Annotated in this window: 17 protein-coding genes and 2 pseudogenes; 16 read left to right on the top strand and 3 right to left on the bottom strand. The window is 37.7% G+C overall.

From position 1 onward, the window contains the following. From F902_RS00220 to F902_RS00210, 3 genes are all read right to left on the bottom strand, one after another. Positions 1–905: IS5-like element ISAha1 family transposase (locus F902_RS00220; protein WP_005199793.1), on the bottom strand; the 905-nt coding region annotated here is incomplete at its 3' end. Positions 906–1100: 195 nt separating this feature from the next. Next, complete coding sequence (locus F902_RS00215; RefSeq protein ID WP_004637174.1) at positions 1101–2348, bottom strand: tyrosine-type recombinase/integrase; 1248 nt, start codon at positions 2346–2348, stop codon at positions 1101–1103. A 335-nt stretch (positions 2349–2683) separates the two neighbouring features. Further along, on the bottom strand, positions 2684–3856 hold the full coding sequence (locus tag F902_RS00210; protein ID WP_004637173.1) for a replication initiation protein: 1173 nt from the start codon (positions 3854–3856) through the stop codon (positions 2684–2686). Between the two features lie 913 nt (positions 3857–4769). Here F902_RS00210 and F902_RS00205 point away from each other — a divergent pair. From F902_RS00205 to F902_RS00135, 16 genes and pseudogenes are all read left to right on the top strand, one after another. Then, positions 4770–5546, top strand: coding sequence for a ParA family protein (locus tag F902_RS00205; RefSeq protein ID WP_004637171.1), 777 nt, complete (start codon positions 4770–4772; stop codon positions 5544–5546). Between the two features lie 18 nt (positions 5547–5564). Beyond that, a complete protein-coding gene (locus tag F902_RS00200) occupies positions 5565–6464 on the top strand; it encodes a ParB/RepB/Spo0J family partition protein (protein WP_005199790.1) in 900 nt (299 codons plus the stop codon). A 126-nt stretch (positions 6465–6590) separates the two neighbouring features. After that, positions 6591–6941: pseudogene (locus tag F902_RS21910) on the top strand (transposase); the annotation flags it as partial. Then, positions 6923–7204: pseudogene (locus F902_RS00195) on the top strand (allantoin permease); the annotation flags it as partial. The pseudogenes F902_RS21910 and F902_RS00195, both read left to right, overlap by 19 nt. A 405-nt stretch (positions 7205–7609) precedes the next feature. Next, positions 7610–8092: an urease accessory protein UreE gene (gene ureE, locus F902_RS00190; RefSeq protein WP_004637160.1), complete on the top strand. Its 483-nt coding sequence runs from the start codon at positions 7610–7612 to the stop codon at positions 8090–8092. Beyond that, on the top strand, positions 8079–8744 hold the full coding sequence (locus tag F902_RS00185; RefSeq protein WP_004637159.1) for an urease accessory protein UreF: 666 nt from the start codon (positions 8079–8081) through the stop codon (positions 8742–8744). The genes ureE and F902_RS00185 overlap by 14 nt, the downstream gene beginning before the upstream one ends. A 17-nt stretch (positions 8745–8761) precedes the next feature. Next, the gene (ureG, locus tag F902_RS00180) at positions 8762–9376 is read left to right on the top strand and encodes an urease accessory protein UreG (RefSeq protein WP_004637158.1); all 615 of its coding nucleotides are present in this window, start codon (positions 8762–8764) and stop codon (positions 9374–9376) included. 14 nt (positions 9377–9390) lie between these two features. Beyond that, a complete protein-coding gene (locus F902_RS00175; protein WP_004637157.1) occupies positions 9391–9957 on the top strand; it encodes a HupE/UreJ family protein in 567 nt (188 codons plus the stop codon). A 71-nt stretch (positions 9958–10028) separates the two neighbouring features. Beyond that, positions 10029–10907, top strand: a complete 879-nt coding sequence (locus F902_RS00170) for an urease accessory protein UreD (RefSeq protein WP_004637156.1) — start codon at positions 10029–10031, stop codon at positions 10905–10907. Between the two features lie 101 nt (positions 10908–11008). Further along, on the top strand, positions 11009–11311 hold the full coding sequence (ureA, locus tag F902_RS00165) for an urease subunit gamma (protein ID WP_000422459.1): 303 nt from the start codon (positions 11009–11011) through the stop codon (positions 11309–11311). 19 nt (positions 11312–11330) lie between these two features. Then, complete coding sequence (locus F902_RS00160; protein ID WP_004637154.1) at positions 11331–11639, top strand: urease subunit beta; 309 nt, start codon at positions 11331–11333, stop codon at positions 11637–11639. Positions 11640–11681: 42 nt separating this feature from the next. After that, a complete protein-coding gene (gene ureC, locus F902_RS00155) occupies positions 11682–13382 on the top strand; it encodes an urease subunit alpha (protein WP_026057473.1) in 1701 nt (566 codons plus the stop codon). A 289-nt stretch (positions 13383–13671) separates the two neighbouring features. Then, positions 13672–14640 carry a GlxA family transcriptional regulator gene (locus F902_RS00150; RefSeq protein ID WP_005199781.1) on the top strand — a complete coding sequence of 323 codons (969 nt, stop codon included), beginning with the start codon at positions 13672–13674 and terminating at the stop codon, positions 14638–14640. 103 nt (positions 14641–14743) lie between these two features. Beyond that, positions 14744–15982 carry a M24 family metallopeptidase gene (locus tag F902_RS00145; RefSeq protein WP_005199774.1) on the top strand — a complete coding sequence of 413 codons (1239 nt, stop codon included), beginning with the start codon at positions 14744–14746 and terminating at the stop codon, positions 15980–15982. A 49-nt stretch (positions 15983–16031) separates the two neighbouring features. Beyond that, positions 16032–17315, top strand: coding sequence for an MFS transporter (locus tag F902_RS00140; protein WP_005199772.1), 1284 nt, complete (start codon positions 16032–16034; stop codon positions 17313–17315). 46 nt (positions 17316–17361) lie between these two features. After that, positions 17362–18276: a DMT family transporter gene (locus F902_RS00135; protein ID WP_001097154.1), complete on the top strand. Its 915-nt coding sequence runs from the start codon at positions 17362–17364 to the stop codon at positions 18274–18276. Positions 18277–18874: the final 598 nt, after the last annotated feature.

Here is an 18874-nt window from a genome sequence, read left to right as displayed (position 1 = left end):
CCTAAATCTGTAAATTTATTTAATACGGCCACACGTGCATGAATCTCATTGACTTGGCTTTGAAAGTTTCTCGCACGGAGTTTATCGCCTAATAATTTGATGCAATGCATCTTGGTTTCTATCAGACTTCTGCGATGATAGCCTGACCAATTTTTCCATATTGTTCTCCCTAAACGTTTAACTGTTCGAAGTAATTCATTTCGCTCTAGCGAGCTGGTCTTTGTATCTTTCCAAGGTTTCGCATTTTTTCTTGGCGGAATCACCGCATGTGCTTGTCGGTCTGCAATTACTTGACGGCATTGCTTGGTGTCATAAGCCCCATCAGTATAGACAGAGTCAATCTGCTCATCTTGTGGAATCTGATCGAGTAAATCACCAAGCACTTGTGAATCACTCACATTATTTGTAGTGAGTTGAATAGCGCGTATTTGAAGGGTTTCAGCATCTATACCAATATGAAGTTTACGCCATTGGCGACGATATTCAGGTTGGTGTTTCTTACGCTTCCATTCACCTTCGCCTAGAAACTTTAAGCCAGTAGAATCGACGAGTAGCTGGAGACCATTACTGCTTTTTTGATAGTTAATTGCAATATCAATATGCTTTTGTCTTCTGCAGATGGTGGAATAGTCTGGTGCTGTCCAATCTAATCTACAAAGATGAATGAGACTTTGCACAAAGCCAGTGACCATGCGTAAAGAAAGACGAAATAAGGATTTGATCATTAAACAGCATTGGATGGCTGTATCTGAATAAGTTTGATTTCGACCATGTTTACCTTTGGGTTGAGCGTACCATTGAGTCTTGGGATCAAACCAAATTGAGAGATTTCCTCGATTTATTAATGCACTGTTATAAGAAGACCAATTGGTTGTACGATAGATTTTAGGTGTGGGCTTATTCATTTGAGAATTATATTGTGGAATAAGCCTTTAGAGATAGGTTTGTGCAACAAAGCCCTTCGACGAGTATGTGATGTAGGCGCTTTAAAATGATCCAACTGAGGATCCTCATTTAACAATAGAGAAACCATCCTAGCAAAAATGAACAATTCAAATCCCATCCGTTCAAAAACTCACAAAAGTCTCCACTTTTTTAAATTAATGCTTAAGTAAAGACTCAATATAACCACTCCACCACTCCATGATTTCATATCGTTCTTCTAAGTGTGCCTCTTTATCATATGCTCCCTTGACCCCAGTTTTTAAATGAGCCAATGCTGATTCGATCACCTGCCATTTGTCACTATAGCGTTTATTCAAATTGGAGGATGCAATATGTCTAAATCCATGTGGATTTTGTTTTCCTCGATAACCTAATCGATTCAATGCCGCATTAAATGTTAAATTCGAAATTGGCTTATTAATGCTATCGCGACTTGGGAATAAGTATTCACTTTCAGGTGAAATTTTCTTTAGCTCCATCAATAATTTAATGACATGCTTGGACAAAGGAATCCCATGTTCGATACCTTTTTTCATTATATTTGAGGGACGTATCCACACCGCCTCATCAAAATCAAATTGCTCCCATTTCGCCTGTCGCAATTCCCCTGGACGAGGAAACATATGTATTAAAAGTTCTAAGCCTATTGCAATCGGTCTGGATGAGGAATTTCGAATTAATGAAATCATTTCTGGAAGCTGTTGAATAGCTACATGCTTCATACTTTGAGATTCCCCTTTCGCTAAATAATCACCAATCCCTTCCAATGGATTATATAAAATACCTTTTTTAAATTTTGCTAAACCATAAGCACCTGAGCAACATGAAATAAGCTTTTCAATTCTGTTATAAATTCCTTCATTCATTTGCTTGTTAGTAAAAAACTCCAACCATTCTGCTGGTGTAATTGATTTATATGGTCGATGTCCAAAGACAGGAATTAAATGTCGTTCAACCGATTGTTTTTCCTTTTTATAAGTATCAGCAGCCCAAGTCTGCTTTTTTCGCTCTAACCACTCATAAATAAGATGCGAGAATAAAGCCTTTTCCTCCTCAAGCTGAATTTTCTTAATCTCAACCTGTGTTTGAATTAGTATTTCACCTAGCGTCATGGCCTCTGCTTTTTCACGTGCTTGCGCATAACTTACAGATGGATAACTACCTAATCCTATCCATGCCCATTTTCCTTGATCATTCTTATATCGATATTGCCAATGTTTTTTGCCATTCGGTTTAACCCTACAATACAAACCTGGAATATCAGTAGGCTCACGATATTCTTTCGCTTTGGGTTTAAGTGTTTTATAAATTTCTTCAACACTTTTTTTTCGGCGAACCTTTGTATTCTGCGATACAGATCTTAGACGAATATCATCGTGAGTATTAACATCAAAAACATTCATAACTTATGGAATCTCCAGTAATTTTTTCCTTGGTGTATCCCTGAGTTATATTTTAAATTTAGGATACAAACAAGGATACACAGAGCGTGTTCCCATACGAAGTTATATAAGTTTAAACAAAGCAATAAAAAACCCTTAACTCTTTTAGAATTAAGGGTTTAAGTATCATATGAGTGCATATGATTATAAAATTTGGTGGGCCCAGACAGACTTGAACTGTCGACCAACGGATTATGAGTTCATAGGTCTATTAATTAGCTATCAAAATATAACCTAAACTGATATCAAGCTTATTTTACACATTATCGTAAACAGTGTAGCAAGTTGCTACACTGTCATATAACTTCTTTTCCAAATATTTCATTCAATCGTTTTCTATTTTCTTTTACAAAATTTGGATTATTTTTCAATTTATATTTCATTTCTTTCTTAAATTCACTCATTGAACTGCCAGCTACAGCAAAATCCATTTGGAACATAATATCATTAACTATTACATTTGCTTGAGATTCAGTTAAGCACCCTTCTGTCTTAAACCACTTACTAAACTGTTTATAATTTGGGTCGTTCGCATAGATGTACCAAGACCTTACGGTCATATCGAACTTCGCACCTAATTCTTTAACAAGCGCATTATCATCAAAATTGACATCTAAATAGATTTGAGTCTTATCATTAGTATTAGATACAACAACTTCCGTGGCATGCCTATTAAGAATTTTAAATCGAACTCCGACAATAGGTCGACCTTTCTTGATGGTATCGTATTCTAATTGAAGACTAGTCCTTTCATTAATTTCTTCAATAATTTTGTCTAAAACGTATCGTCTAAAATCAACCCAACGATCGTATTTTTTCTCCCCAATATCAATTAATGCTTTGATATTCTCAAGTGAAAGTTCAACCTCATAAGAATCTTGATTAGCATACTTAAATTCATTTTTGATAAAGTATGAATACAAACTCATACTGGTGACAGAGTCCAAAGCAAATAAATCTTTCAATTGATAGGTTGTAAAATTTCCATTTGCTAAACGAGTAAAATATGGAAGTACTTCACTGGTGAAACGTATCTGCAAAGCATTTTTAGCATCATCTTCCCAACGGAGTTCACGAATAATTGGTACTACTGAGTGTACTTTTTTAACTTTACGCTTATTATCATCCACGGACTCTTCAATTACAAAATGGGCTACTCGTGATGATAATTCTTTATAAATACGATCAATAGCAACATTAATGGAATTCTTTTTATCTAATCCTAATAGTTCGCCTAAATCATCTTTATGCAAATAAATATAAGTTTGCTCTGTAATTTCACGATCTTGATTATTCTTCTCACCATAATTCGCAACAGCCATCGCATAAAGTAGAGCTTTATACTCATTAGATGATAATTCAATTGGTCTAATCAGACGGTTACTAGTGCTGACTACTCCATTATGTCGAATATTACCAATACAATAAGGTAGATGTTCTAATTCTTCTGGTTCGTTGTGATTGCTCATAAGTGGAAAGATTAAAATATTTTCTACATGTTATACACAAAAGTGGAAGAAGATGCAAACCGCTCACTATTTTCTCTTCCTTACATTAAATTAACTCAGTTTATGCCCATCAAACACCTTAAGAGTGGAAGAAGTGTCACTATTAAAGTGCAATTTTGATACTATTTAGTCTTATGGTGGAATTAATATAAAATTAAACACTTTTAAGTGACAATTCTTCCACCTTTGATAATTCATCCGTGTCGCTAAAGCAATCAATTTGAAAATAGGAATAGCCTACAGCACCACTAAAGTGGAATTAATCAACACACATTCCACTGTTAAAGTGACAAGCCTTCCACCATTCCGATATTCTTGACTATTAAACATCATGTTATCCATTAAATTTTATACAAATAGTTTATCCACAGAATAAAAAACATCTAATGACAAGTCTTCCACCTTTATTTCAATAAAAACAAACTTATCAACATCACAAGCAGTTGAATTGTTTTGTTTTAAATTAAAAAATCCACATTAAAATAAATCACAATGACAAGTCTTCCACCATAGTGACAAACCTTCCACTTATCGGTGACAGACCTTCCACTAATTAGTGACAAACCTTCCACTTATAGGTGACAGGGCTTCCACTTATCAATGACAGGCCTTCCACTTATTAGTGACACGCCTTCCACTTTAAGAATCCTATCTATTTGATTTTAAGGAAATAAAATTTGTCTAATTATAATTAACTAATTAATACTAATTAATACTAATTAAAATTAGCTAGCTATATTTTTAAAAAAAGTTAAGAAATGTTTTTTCCACATCTTTTGAATTCAAAAGATAAAAATATGACAAAGGAACTGTAGCAAGTTGCTACAAATATCTTTATATTAAATGAAATCAAAGTAAATTCCTTAAGACAAATATGTCAACTAAAATCATTGCTGTAGCTAATCATAAAGGTGGTTGCGGGAAAACAACTACTGTAGTACATCTTGCTTCAGAACTTGCTGAATTAGGAAATAAGGTCTTAGTAATTGATCTGGATCCACAAGCAAATGCAAGTTTACATATAGGATTAAGACACCCTAGCGAAGTTGAAACTACATCAGCGGAATTACTCATTGGTGATATAAGTTTATTATCGGAAGCATTAGAAGAAGAAACAAAATTTAAAAATGTTTCCTTAATATATGGCTCATTAACTCTTGGTAAAACTGAAGATCAATTGAAAGATGATGCACCAAGACCAACCGAGGAACTTTCAAATAAATTGGAAATTCTAGAAGGATTATATGACTACATTCTTATTGATTGTCCTCCGAGCTTAAAATTATTAACTAGCAATGCTTTAGCCGCTTCGACACATGTTATTGTTCCAATTGAATCTGGTTCACAATACGGTCTCTATGGTGTTACTGATTTAATTAATCACTTAAGTAAAATTAGAAGAGTTAACCCTGAATTAGAACTCTTAGGTGCTTTATTAATTAAACATGATGAGCGTCAGAATGTATGTAAATTAATAAAAGATGAAGCATTTAATCAAGTTGGAGAATTATTGCATACCACAATTCCAATGAGCACTAAAGTTAATCAAGCTGCAATTTTGCAACAACCTTTATTATCTGTTGATAAAAACTCAAAAGTTCGAAAAGCTTTTGAAACTTTAGCACAAGAAATTGTTCAGCGTGTCAAATAATATAATTCTGGAAATACTATGGTAAGTAATAAAGAGATATTGGCTAAACGTCTTCAGCAAAATACTCAAAAGCATCAACATGCCCAAAAAGAGCATATTAATGATGTCAAAGAGCTAAGACGTAATGTACAAATTACAGATATTCAGGCTAGCCCTAACCAGCCTCGAAAACTCTTTAATCAACAAGATATTGAAGATTTAGCAGCATCAATTGAGGAAATTGGGCTATTACAACCAATTGCCGTTCGTAGAATAAATGATAAATATGAGTTGATTGCTGGTGAAAGACGATTGAAAGCCCACCAATTTCTCAATAAGAACACCATTGAAGTAATCATTATTGATGCATCGGATGAAGAAGTTGCTTTATTAACATTAGCTGAAAATTTAAAGCGAGAAGATCTGACAGATTATGAAATATATGTTGGATTAACTTCTTTGGATGAAAAATTAAAAAAAAATAAGCAGAAGTTAGCAAAGTCATTAGGTATGAATCGTGAGGATATGTATAAATATTTATCTTTTGAAAAATTACCTGGAGAGTTGATTGAAGATTTGGAAAAACAGCCCTCATTATTAGCACGGACCGCTGCTACAGCAGTGAAAAAGTTTCTATCAGATCATGATGAAAACCATGAAAATGCTAAAAAAGCATTATTCGAAGCATGGTCAAAATTGCTTAAAAAAGAAGTTGAACAGACAAAACTGACATCACTAGCTGAAAAAATCTTTAAATCAAAAGAAACGAAAGAAGTAATTCAAACTTCAATTGTACATAAAATTGAATATGATGGGAAAGTTGCTGGTAATATCAAATTTGACCATAATACATTAAAGGTATCTTTAAAAATCGGCCAATTCGATGATCAAAATTTACAAGAATTAGAAGCTTTCCTAAAACGAATGTTAGAAAAATAAAGTAAAAAAAGTGTAGCAACTTGCTACACTATTTTTTTGTAATTAGGAAAATTTATATAAGAGCCTATCCAATATTAATTTCATTCTTTTTTAGCAATTGAAAAAATAATTTGTTAAATTTCCCCCATGAGAAAACCATATCCCAGCGACATTAGTCGAGAAGCCTTTAAAGAAATTAAACCGTTACTATTGAGCGGAAGAAAACAAACACGTCCAAGAGTCGTTGATGTCTATGAAGTATTTTGCGCATTGCTCTATATTCTAAAAAGTGGATGCAAATGGAGTATGCTTCCTCGAGACTTCCCACCTAAAAGCACTGTGCATTATTACTTCTCGATTTGGAAAAAAAGTCTTCAGAAACTGAACCTAGCATACTTGAGCAAGCTTTAAAAAAATGTAGTTGGCGAGGCCCGTATCAGCAATGGACGCAAAGAACAAACGAGCTTTATCATGATTGATTCACAAAGTGTGGTGAATTTCTAATGCCATATTCACCTTTAATTGCTCTGATTTTGGGCTTTGTTTTGACTCCAATCATGGGTTTAATTACGAAAGGAAAATATTATATTAAAGCTACAGATGATGGGGTAAAAGAATCACGTTATGATGCTACTGGGCTACCTATAGCAACAGTCTATCATTGTGTGTCATGTGATGAAGATTATGAAAGACCTGATATTATGTATTCACATAAGCACAAAGGTGTTATTTGTTCTCTATGTAAGACTTTGGAAAAATAAATGATTTTTCAGATATCTGCTTTTTAATAAGCTCAATTTCGATCAAATCATAAACCCTGATGATTTTGCATCAGGGTTTTTTAATATTTATTGGGAAAACTCTAGAAAAAGTGCGGAAAAATCTATTCTAATCCAAAGAGTGGATACAACATCCATCTCGAATAACCCGACAGCTGCTATTTTTGTCTTAAATGTCCTGACATCATTTAAATGAGAAATCATATTTTCTTGAAGTTTTCATTTGGAGTTTCTGAGCAATATATACGCTTAAATGTGGTGTATGTAGAAAAATTGGCGCAATAATTGCTTTGAACGTTGAGGTGGTGCATTTTGTGAAAGCGATTTATATTTTGAATCAATTTGGATCAAAAGCAGTCCTAAAACAAAGTCAAGCATGGAGAAAAAATGGAAATTTATACTCAACGATTAGAAGTAGTTACAGAAAATTGTGACTTTGATGTCATTGAGCTGACTTTCGATACGCGCCAAAAGAGCCGTTTTCGTGCAACTTTAAAAAATGGGGTAGATATTGGTGCAGATTTGCCGCGTACAGGCATTTTACGCAGTGGATCATATATTTCGACGGAGAGCGGAAATATTCTTAAAGTTGAAGCGAAACCAGAAAAATTGATGAAAGTTTCGGCTCAGCAAGAGTTTGATTTATTAAAAGCTGCATATCATCTCGGCAATCGTCACGTTCCCTTAATGTTGACGCCAACAGCATTATATTTCGAACCAGATCATGTACTGGCTGAAATGGTAGTGGGTTTGGGATTAAACGTTGCAGAGGTAGATCATCCTTTTGAACCTGAAAGCGGTGCCTATGCACAACATCAACATGATCATCGCTTAAGCCCAATCAAGACTTTACATCATGTCCATCACTAATCTATCGCAACTACTCAGCCTGTTGACCTTGTCATCAACTGCGTTACCGATAGGAGCCTATTGCTATTCACAAGGTGTGGAAAGTGCTATTGATCGAGGGCTGATTCATGATGAAGCCTCCAGCATTGCTTATTTTGAAGAAGTGTTGGAAATGCTCTTGGTTCGTTTTGAGTTACCTGTGTTGAAACGTTTAATGCAATACAGTGATGACGAAGAAAATTTTACTTACTGGGCAAACTTTTACCGCGCCAGCCGTGAGAGTAAAGAGTTACTGGCGGAATCGAAGCAGTTGGCATTTTCTTTAAATGCATGGATTAGAGACGTATTAAAGCAACCCATTAAAGTGAAAAAACAGCTGGGCTTTGTTCCAGTGTATGGAAGCCTGTGTGGCACCTTGGGGCTAAATCAATCCGAAGTACTTACAGCGTATACCTTTACCGTTTTAGAAAATCAGGTCTTGGCGGCAGTCAAAACCCTACCACTTGGGCAAATGAGTGGTCAGCGTATTTTGTGGCATTTACATGCGCTTATTCCCGAAGCAATTGCGCGTGCACTGGAGCTGCAAGACACTGAAATCAGTAGTGCCTTACCGCAATATGCCATGCTAAGTATGCACCACGAGACCCAATATTCAAGACTATTCAGATCATAATTTTAAGAGGATAAAACATGTCACAACGTAGCCCATTACGTGTAGGAATTGGTGGACCAGTCGGGTCAGGTAAAACGGCACTTACCTTGAATTTATGTCAGGCCTTACGTGAAAAATATAATATGGCGGTCGTCACCAATGACATTTATACCAAAGAAGATTCAAACTTTTTAACCCGCAATGAAGCCATGTCTCCAGAGCGTATTGTCGGGGTAGAAACGGGTGGTTGCCCGCATACCGCCATTCGTGAAGATGCGTCTATTAACCTCGCGGCAATTGATGATTTATGTGAAAAGTTTGATGGACTTGAGCTGATTATTATTGAAAGTGGTGGGGATAATTTGGCGGCGACGTTTAGTCCTGAGCTTTCAGATCTAACCTTGTATGTGATTGATGTGGCAGGGGGAGAAAAGATTCCACGTAAAGGTGGTCCGGGCATTACCAAATCTGATTTGTTGATTATCAATAAAACAGACTTGGCACCTATGGTCGGAGCAAATTTAAGTGTAATGGACAAAGATGCTAAACGCATGCGTGGGGATAAGCCGTTCTTGTTTAGCAATATGAAAACCAAAGAAGGTCTGGAAATTATTATTTCGTTCATTGAAAAACAAGGTCTATTCAAAGCGTAATTCGGGGAAACACAATGACTTATTTAAAAAGAACTTTAGCCACTTTCGCCGCAGCTTTTCCAATGTGGGCAATGGCACATCCTGGTCATGAACAACAGAATAGTTTTTTAACGGGCTTTATTCATCCCTTTACTGGAATTGATCACCTCACGATGGCGATCGCTTTTGGTGTGCTGCTGTGGTCAGCGGCTAATCGTTGGAAAGTAGGTGGATTGTTGGGTTTAGTTATTGCCATGATTGCAGGTTTTAGCCTTGGACAATTGCATATGGTTTCTGCGAATATTGCTGAATACGGCATTGTTTTCTCCTTATCTGTTCTTGCCATTGCCCTATGGACCAAAGCCAATCGACTGTTTGCAGTTGCGACTATGGTTTTAGCAAGTTTTCATGGTATGGCGCATGGTGCCGAATTGAGTCATTCAGGTCATGTGATCGGTTTAGTCTTCGGCATGGTTGTTGCTATGTCTTGTATCTACGCAGGTGGCTTGGGTTTAGGTGCATTGGTACAAAAATATGTGCCACATGGTAAGAAAATTGTCGGTGGAATTGCCGCAGTTGTTGCATTGATTGGTTTGGCTTAATGATTTTTAGGTCGTTTTGATGAACAAATTTCAGCACAGAAAATTATTGGTATTGATCACGCAGAGGAAGCATGCAGGATTTAACCGTCAGTCGAACGCATGATGCTCAATTATGGTTTGCCAAGTTGGAACTCGGTTTTCAGGCTCAAAAAGAGCCTGAATGCACGGTGTTACATCACCGCAAACATTATGGTCCTGTTCGGGTACAAAAAATGCTTTGGCCTGAAAAAACAGGGGTTTGCCATGCCATTATTGTGCATCCACCTGCGGGCATTGCGGGTGGGGATCACCTGACTTTTGATATGTCTGTCGATGCGCAGGCTCATGCCTTAGTGACCACCCCGGGCGCAGGTAAATGGTACAAAACCAATGGTAAAAAGGCCTATCAGCATATCAATATTTGTTTGAATGCTGATGCTATTTTTGAATGGCTGCCGCAAGAAACCATGCTGTTTAATGGTGCGAATGCGCATTCAGAAACCATCATTCATTTGGATCATGCAGCCAGTTTTATTGGTTGGGACATGTTGGTCATTGGTCGCCAAGCACGTGAAGAGCAATTTAGTGATGGTGCCTATAGCAACCAGTTCAAATTGTTCCGTAATCAAACTTTGTTGGTGGCAGATACTTTAAGTTTTAAGGGCAATGACCGCTGGTTAAGTTCATGCCTAGGCATGCATGGTCAATCTGTGATGGGGAGTTTCTGGGCCGTGCCCCCCATGCAATATCGTGCCAGTTTAGATTTAGAACAGTATTTGGATTTAATCCGTGAACTGATGATGCGTATGGATGTACCTGTCACCTTAACGGTTTTGGATGATGTGATTTGTGCGCGCTATTTGGGGAATGATGTTCGGCAATGTCATGATGCCTTTGCTGCCATCAGAGCTAGATTAAGACGCTATTGGTACGATCTGGATGAAGAATTTCCACGTATTTGGAGAACTTAAAGTCATTTTAGCCTGTAATTTCAAGACAAAATGATACAACGCAATTTTGGTCATGCACGGCTCATGAGCAAAGCATCTCCACGTTTAAATAGGTAAAAGATATGGAATTAAATCCAACAGAAAAAGACAAACTTTTAATTTTTACTGCGGGCTTGGTTGCAGAGCGCCGTAAAGCACGTGGTTTAAAGCTGAATTATCCTGAAGCGATTGCGTATATTTCTGCTGCCTTGCTTGAAGGTGCACGCGATGGCATGAGCGTAAGCGAGTTGATGCACTACGGCACGACTTTACTGAGCCGCAATGATGTGATGGATGGCATTGCAGAAATGATTGTTGAAGTCCAAGTTGAAGCAACCTTTCCAGATGGCTCAAAACTGGTGACTGTACATCAACCGATTATGTAAAGAACAATAAGGAATAAAGATGATTCCAGGTGAAGTAATTACGCCAGATCGCGATATTGAGTTAAATGTTGGACGTGAAACCCTAAAAATAACGGTTGCGAATACTGGGGATCGACCGATTCAAATTGGTTCACATTTTCACTTTTATGAAGCCAATGATGCTTTGCAATTTGAGCGCGAGCGTGCCAAAGGCTACCGTTTGAATATTGCAGCAGGCACCGCAGTACGTTTTGAGCCAGGTCAGAGCCGAGATGTCGAGTTGGTGGCACTAGCTGGAAAGCGTGAAGTGTATGGCTTTTCGGGTCGAGTGATGGGGAAACTTGACTAAGTCGGGCCATCAAAATCTTTTAAGAATTTAGAGTAATCTATGATGAAAATGTCACGTCGTGCATATGCGGAAATGTTCGGACCAACAGTAGGAGATCGTGTTCGCTTGGCGGACACGGAACTGTTTATTGAAGTCGAACAAGACCTGACCACTTATGGTGAAGAAGTTAAATTCGGTGGTGGTAAAGTCATTCGAGATGGCATGGGACAGTCCCAATTGTTGGCAGATGATGTTGCTGATACCGTTATTACCAATGCACTTATTGTCGATTGGTGGGGCATTGTGAAAGCTGATGTCGGTATAAAGAATGGTCGTATCTGGAAAATTGGCAAGGCTGGGAATCCAGATATACAACCCAATATTACCATTCCGTTGGGAGCTGCCACGGAAGTGATTGCAGGGGAAGGTCAAATTCTCACTGCAGGTGGCATCGATACGCATATTCACTGGATTTGCCCGCAGCAAGTGGAAACTGCACTCATGTCAGGTACAACCACCATGATTGGTGGTGGAACAGGTCCAGCAGCGGGAACATCCGCCACCACGGTAACACCGGGACCATGGCATATTGCGACCATGTTGCAAGCCATCGATGATTTACCCATGAATATTGGACTATTGGGCAAAGGAAATTTGAGTTTACCGGATCCTGTCCGCGAGCAGATTGAAGCGGGTGTGGTGGGTTTGAAATTGCACGAAGACTGGGGTTCCACACCCGCTGCCATCGATAACTGTTTAACGGTTGCCGATGAATACGATGTTCAGGTTGCCATTCATACCGATACTTTAAATGAAAGTGGCTTCTTGGAAGAAACGCTGGCGGCATTTAAACAGCGTACCATTCACACCTATCATACCGAAGGTGCAGGTGGTGGGCATGCCCCTGATATTTTAAAAGCCATTGGTCAAGCCAATGTGTTACCATCTTCAACCAATCCCACCCGTCCTTATACCGTCAATACCATTGATGAGCATTTGGACATGCTGATGGTGTGTCATCATTTAGATCCTGCAATCTCAGAAGATGTTGCGTTTGCCGAAAGCCGAATTCGCCGTGAAACCATTGCCGCGGAAGATATTTTGCAAGATTTGGGCGCAATTTCCATGATGTCGTCCGATTCACAGGCAATGGGACGTGTAGGAGAAGTGATTATTCGTACATGGCAAACGGCACATAAAATGAAAGTGCAGCGCGGACCACTAGAAGGTGATACGCCACATACCGATAATCAACGGGTTAAACGTTATATTGCGAAATATACAATTAATCCAGCGATTACCCATGGTTTAAGTCATGAAGTCGGCTCGGTCGAAGAAGGCAAGCTGGCAGACTTGGTGCTGTGGAAACCTGCATTTTTTGGTGTTAAACCTGCCATGATTATTAAAGGCGGTATGATTGCAGCAGCGCCAATGGGTGACATCAATGCGTCCATTCCAACACCACAGCCTGTGCATTACCGTCCAATGTTTGGCGCAAATGCGCGCGGTGCACATAACACCTGTATTACCTTCTTGTCTCAGGCAGGAATTAACAATGGCGTAGCGGAAAAATTAGGTCTGAAGAAAATCATTTCTGCATGTAAAAACACGCGTAATATTTCCAAAGCTGACATGAAGCACAACACCTATACACCAGTGATGGAAGTTGATCCAGAAATTTACGAAGTACGGGCAGATGGCGTGCATTTAACTTGTGAGCCAGCAGAGGTATTACCAATGGCTCAGCGTTATTTTTTATTTTAAAGATTATCTTTTTAAGACCTAAAATATTCAGTCTGCGGATCATGTTTGGTGTGATGCAGACTTTAATGATTGATATTGTAAGAGTATTGTAGCTCTGATGATATTGCATGTGTAAAGAGGAAACATGTAAGGAGATGCTTAGATAACATTATGGAATAAAGTCATTGAGAATTAAGTTCAAGTCTACTTTAAAATAATTTATCGGCTGAAATTATTAATTATGTAAAATCATCTTATTTGGTACGTAATTTGCTTAACTAAAAAATTAGCTCTTAAAGAGATTTCTTTAATGAAGACTTCATTTCAAGCAAAGCGTATTGGTTTTTTACTTCTTGATGGATTTTCAATGATAGCATTTTCAAATGCTGTTGAGGTCTTTAGAATGGCAAATTATGTTGAAAAAAGTCATTTATATCAATGGAATGTGACAGGTTTAGATGGGCATCATACTTGTGCTAGCAATGGTTTGCAGGTGCAGCATACTTGCAAAATACAGCATCTTTTTGAAATGGATATTGTGTTTATTTGCGGTGGTTTTCAGCTTTTTAAGTTGAATAACCCATTACATAAAATTTTTTTGAAGCGTTTAGATCAGGCGAATATAGCTTTAGGTGGGATTTGTACTGGTGCATATGTGTTGGCAAGTGCAGATCTATTGAATGGTTATCAAGCGAGTTTACATTGGGAAAACTCTTTAGCTGCACAAGAAGAATTTCCGCAAGTTAATTTTAATCCACATATTTTTAGTTTGGATCGGAACCGATTTACCTGCTCGGGGGGGCTTGCATCCATAGATATGTGTTCGCAACTCGTGGAGCAACATTACAATGCCAATTTAGCCAAGAGAATTTGTGAACAATTTATTGTACATCACTTGCGTGAAAATACGGATATTCAACACCAACCCATCTCGAAGCAGGGTAAAGATATTCATCCTCTTGTCAAAGAGGCAATTCGTTTAATGGAAAATAATATTAATGAACCATTAAATATTTTAGAAATTTGTCATTTGATTCATAGTCAAACACGAACGTTAGAACGCTCATTTCAAATGCATTTCGACTGTTCTCCCAAAGAATATTATTTAAATATACGCTTAACACATGCACAAAATTTATTGAAACAATCTTCTATGAGCGTCTCTAATGTAGCATTAGCCTGCGGTTTTGCTAATGCGTCTAGTTTTAATAAAGCCTATAAAAACCAATTTAATTATTCTCCGAAAAATGAACGTGGCATTTTGGAATTAGCTTTTTAATTTGTCGAATTTTGACAATTTTTTAGCGATTTTGGAAAAAAACAACGTTTCAAAAATACCTATGCTTGATTCATACAGACACACAACATGAAAGGTATTAGTGATGAATATTCAAGCAAATATGGTGAAAGATACGTTACCTGCACTTTTAACGATTGAAAATGGTAAAAAAGTGCAGTCAACTTTCTCAAAACAAGAATATGAAAACCGTCATAGAAAATTACGTCAAATGATGGCGGATCAACAAGTTGATTCAGTTTTATTCAGCTCTATGCATAACATCAACTATTACGTTGATTTCCTGTATTGCTCATTTGGTCGCTTTTTTGGTGTAGTAGTTACAGATCAAAAAGTGGTGAGTATTTCTGCAAATATTGATGGTGGTCAACCTTGGCGTCGTACAGTAGGTGACTACAATGTGGTCTATACCGATTGGCAGCGTGATAACTATTTCCGTGCTGTTGCACAAGAAATTCCCAACAAAGGTCGTGTAGGGGTTGAGTTTGACCATCTGCCGATTGAGCGATTAAACAAGCTGAAAGCATTCTTGCCAAATGTTGAGTTTGTCGATATTAGTGCCACTTGTATGAAGCTGCGTATGGTGAAATCTCTCGAAGAAATTGCGCACATTAAACAAGGCGCAGCCGTATGTGATATTGGCGGTTTTGCATTAACTGCGGCTATCAAAGAAGGTGTGCACGAGCACGAAGTCGCGTTGGCATCGACACAAGCGATGGTGCGTGAAATTGCTAAACGTTTTCCGCATTCAGAATTAATGGATACTTGGACTTGGTTCCAATCAGGCATTAATACTGATGGTGCACACAATCCTGTGACTACTCGTCAAGTGCAAAAAGGCGATATTTTAAGTCTGAACTGCTTCTCAATGATCGCGGGTTATTACACTGCACTTGAACGGACTCAGTTCTTTGACCACTGTGATGATGCTTCATTAAAAATTTGGCAAGCGAATGTCAAAGTGCATGAGGCAGGTTTGAAACTGATTCAACCTGGTGCACGGTGCTGCGATATTGCTAACGAATTAAATGAAATTTACCTTGAAGAAGGTTTGCTTCAATACCGTACTTTTGGTTATGGACATTCATTCGGCGTACTTTCCCACTACTATGGTCGTGAAGCTGGTTTAGAGCTTCGTGAAGATATTGATACCGTGATTGAACCTGGAATGGTGATTTCAATGGAACCTATGCTTATGTTGCCACAAGGTATGGCAGGTGCGGGCGGTTATCGTGAACACGACATTTTGGTGGTGACTGAATCAGGCACTGAAAATATCACTAAATTCCCTTATGGCCCTGAGCACAACATTATCAAGGCATAAGTCACAAGGCATCCCAAATCGGGATGCCTTTTTTGGTGGAGAAAATAATATGAATGAAAAAGCTAAATCTGATCAAAACACTTTAAAACGCGTTGCTACTGCAAGTTTTATTGGTAACTTTGTTGAATGGTTTGATTATGCTGCTTATGGTTTTTTAGCCACTGTGATTGCTTTGGTTTTCTTTCCAAGTAGTGATCCTGTAGTTGCATTAATGTCAACCTACGCCATCTTTGCTTTGTCCTTTATTGTTCGGCCTTTTGGTGGAATTTTCTGGGGATATATTGGTGATAAATATGGGCGAAAACATGCACTGTCTTGGTCAATTATGATTATGACATTGGCAACTATGTGTATTGCGCTCTTACCAAATTATGCTTCTATTGGAATATTTGCACCACTTTTATTGCTTTTCTTTCGGATGATTCAAGGCTTTTCCGCTTCAGGTGAGTATGCTGGTGCATCTAACTTTTTAGCTGAATACGCCCCTAAAAATAAAAAGGGCTTATATACTAGCTTAGTGCCAGCCAGTACAGCCGCAGGTTTATTGTTGGGTTCATTGATGTCAGCTGCCATGTTTGCATGGATGTCAGAATCATTCTTATATGAATACGGCTGGAGAATACCATTCTTATTGGCTGCGCCACTGGGTTTAATTGGTCGTTTCATTCGTCTAAAACTTGAAGATACCCCCGAATTTCTGGCACATCAAAAAACGAGCCATAAAGAAACTTTCCCGATTAAAGCATTATTTACAGAATACCGTCAGCCATTATTTAAAGCGTTTGCAATCGCATCTTTAAATGCGACTGCGTTCTACTTAATTTTTAGCTATATGCCAAATTATTTGTCGACTGAATTAGGGGTAAATAAAACCGAATCTTTTATTTCAGGCGCTATTTCTTTAGCATTTTACATCGGCATTGTATTTATGATGGGTAAATATTCTGACCGTATGGGCCGCAATAAAATGTTAGCTATGGCATGTATAGGCTTTATAATTTTAACTTTCCCACTGTTCTACTTCTTATCTGATACATCATTTATTGGCATGATTATCATTCAATTGGTTTTCTGTAGCCTACTTGCGATGAATGATGGCAGTTTGCCTGCATACCTCACTGAGCTTTTCCCTGTGCATGTGCGTTATACCGGTTTTGCATTTAGTTTTAATACAGCGAATGCACTGCTGGGCGGTACGATTCCACTACTTGCAACATGGTTGATTCATAGTACAGGCAGTACTTTAGCACCAGCCTTTATTTTAATTGTGATTGCCTTATTTAGCATGAGCGTATTGGTTCAGAGCAATAAAGCGAAACTTGTCACGGTCTAATCCTCTTGGATGAGACCTTTGTAAATTTGTTATAGGGAACAAAAATATGAATACACAATCACAATGGCTTGGTGCTTTATTGGTCATTATGGGGGCAGTTGGTTGGGGGACTTTAGGCATTGCCAGTACCCAATTGGCAAATGCAGGCTTGAGTAATAGTTCAGTAACAGGATTGCGGATTGTCGGTACATTTATTTGTTTATTGGCCTTTTTACCTTTTCTTTATAAGGTTTTACGAACACTGCAATTTCAAGATATTCCTAAATTGGTCATTCAATCATTACTCGGTATGCTTGGAATGACTTTCTGTTATTTTAATGCGGTACAACATGTAGGACCAGCTATAGCAGTAGCATTGCTTTATACTGCTCCTATTTGGAGTGTGGTACTTTCTTTTATTTTTTTGAAAGAGCGAATAACGTTAAAGTCAATGATGCTCACTCTTGTGGCTGTGAGTGGTGTTGCATGTATGATGCTTGGTGATAATCAGCTCAATATGACGGGGGTTCTATTTGGTTTAGCCTCAGGCATTTGTTATGCTGCTTATGGGGTGATTGGTAAAGATATTATTGACCACTATAGCCCGACTTTTTTATTGTTCAGTTCAATGATGGTTAGTGCGCTTGCGATTTTTCCCTTTATTCACTTCCAAGAAATTGAAAGTCTGGTCTCGAATATAGACTTCAATATTGTGATTGCCTGTATCTTATTAATTGTGTTTGGGACGTTATTACCTTTTGCTTTATATACCTATGGATTGAAGTATTTAAAGGCATCACAAGCTTCTATTTATACTATTTTTGAACCATTAACAGCAGTCATTCTTGCCAGCCTGTTCGCCAATGTACAGCTTTCCAATGCGCAGATATTTGGAGTAATTTTGATTATTAGCGTGTCATTGCTCAATGTGATTTTAGGTAAAGCCGATCTCAATCCCGAAAAAGTTTATTCCACTCATTAATTTTTTACATATATCAATTTCAAATTTATTTTGGTGCAGGGTAACACATGGCTAAAAATCTTTCATGTACTCAGTGTAACCATTATTGGATTATTGCATATAAAGCTGTTTTTGTGGAAGTTGAATATTCAGCTTCAGGGGGAGGTTCGTGGCAACTAATAACACTAAATATAAAAAAAATGGAAGAATAATTCACTAAGTTATTGTTTTTAATTTGATGCTTGTTTTATATGGGGATGATAATAACTTCTGATTACTAGTTTTTACCTTAAAGATACCGATTGAAAGAATCATTTAAAGGCTATGAATACATGAGTTTTACAGTTTGGCTAGGTCAGCATGAGTACTTTTCGCAAGATTTAAGATCGACCATGAACGTGATTAAGTTATAGGGGATTGATGAAATAGTTTTTATGACTTTCTGGCTTTCTGGGCTGATTTTATCAAATTCATGTCTATGCAAAATTGCGACATATTTCTCGTGTTGGTAGGTATCCAGAGTTTGGTCTGCATCTATCCATTGATGTGGTTCTAGGATTTTAGACCACGCCTATAAGTGATAATCTACTCCCCAATAAGCATGGGAAATGCTTGTTTT

The organism is Acinetobacter higginsii (genome assembly GCF_000369525.1).
GTDB lineage: Bacteria > Pseudomonadota > Gammaproteobacteria > Pseudomonadales > Moraxellaceae > Acinetobacter > Acinetobacter higginsii.
The sequence above is the reverse complement of the archived record's forward strand: the minus strand, read 5'-3'. Positions and strand labels throughout refer to the sequence as shown.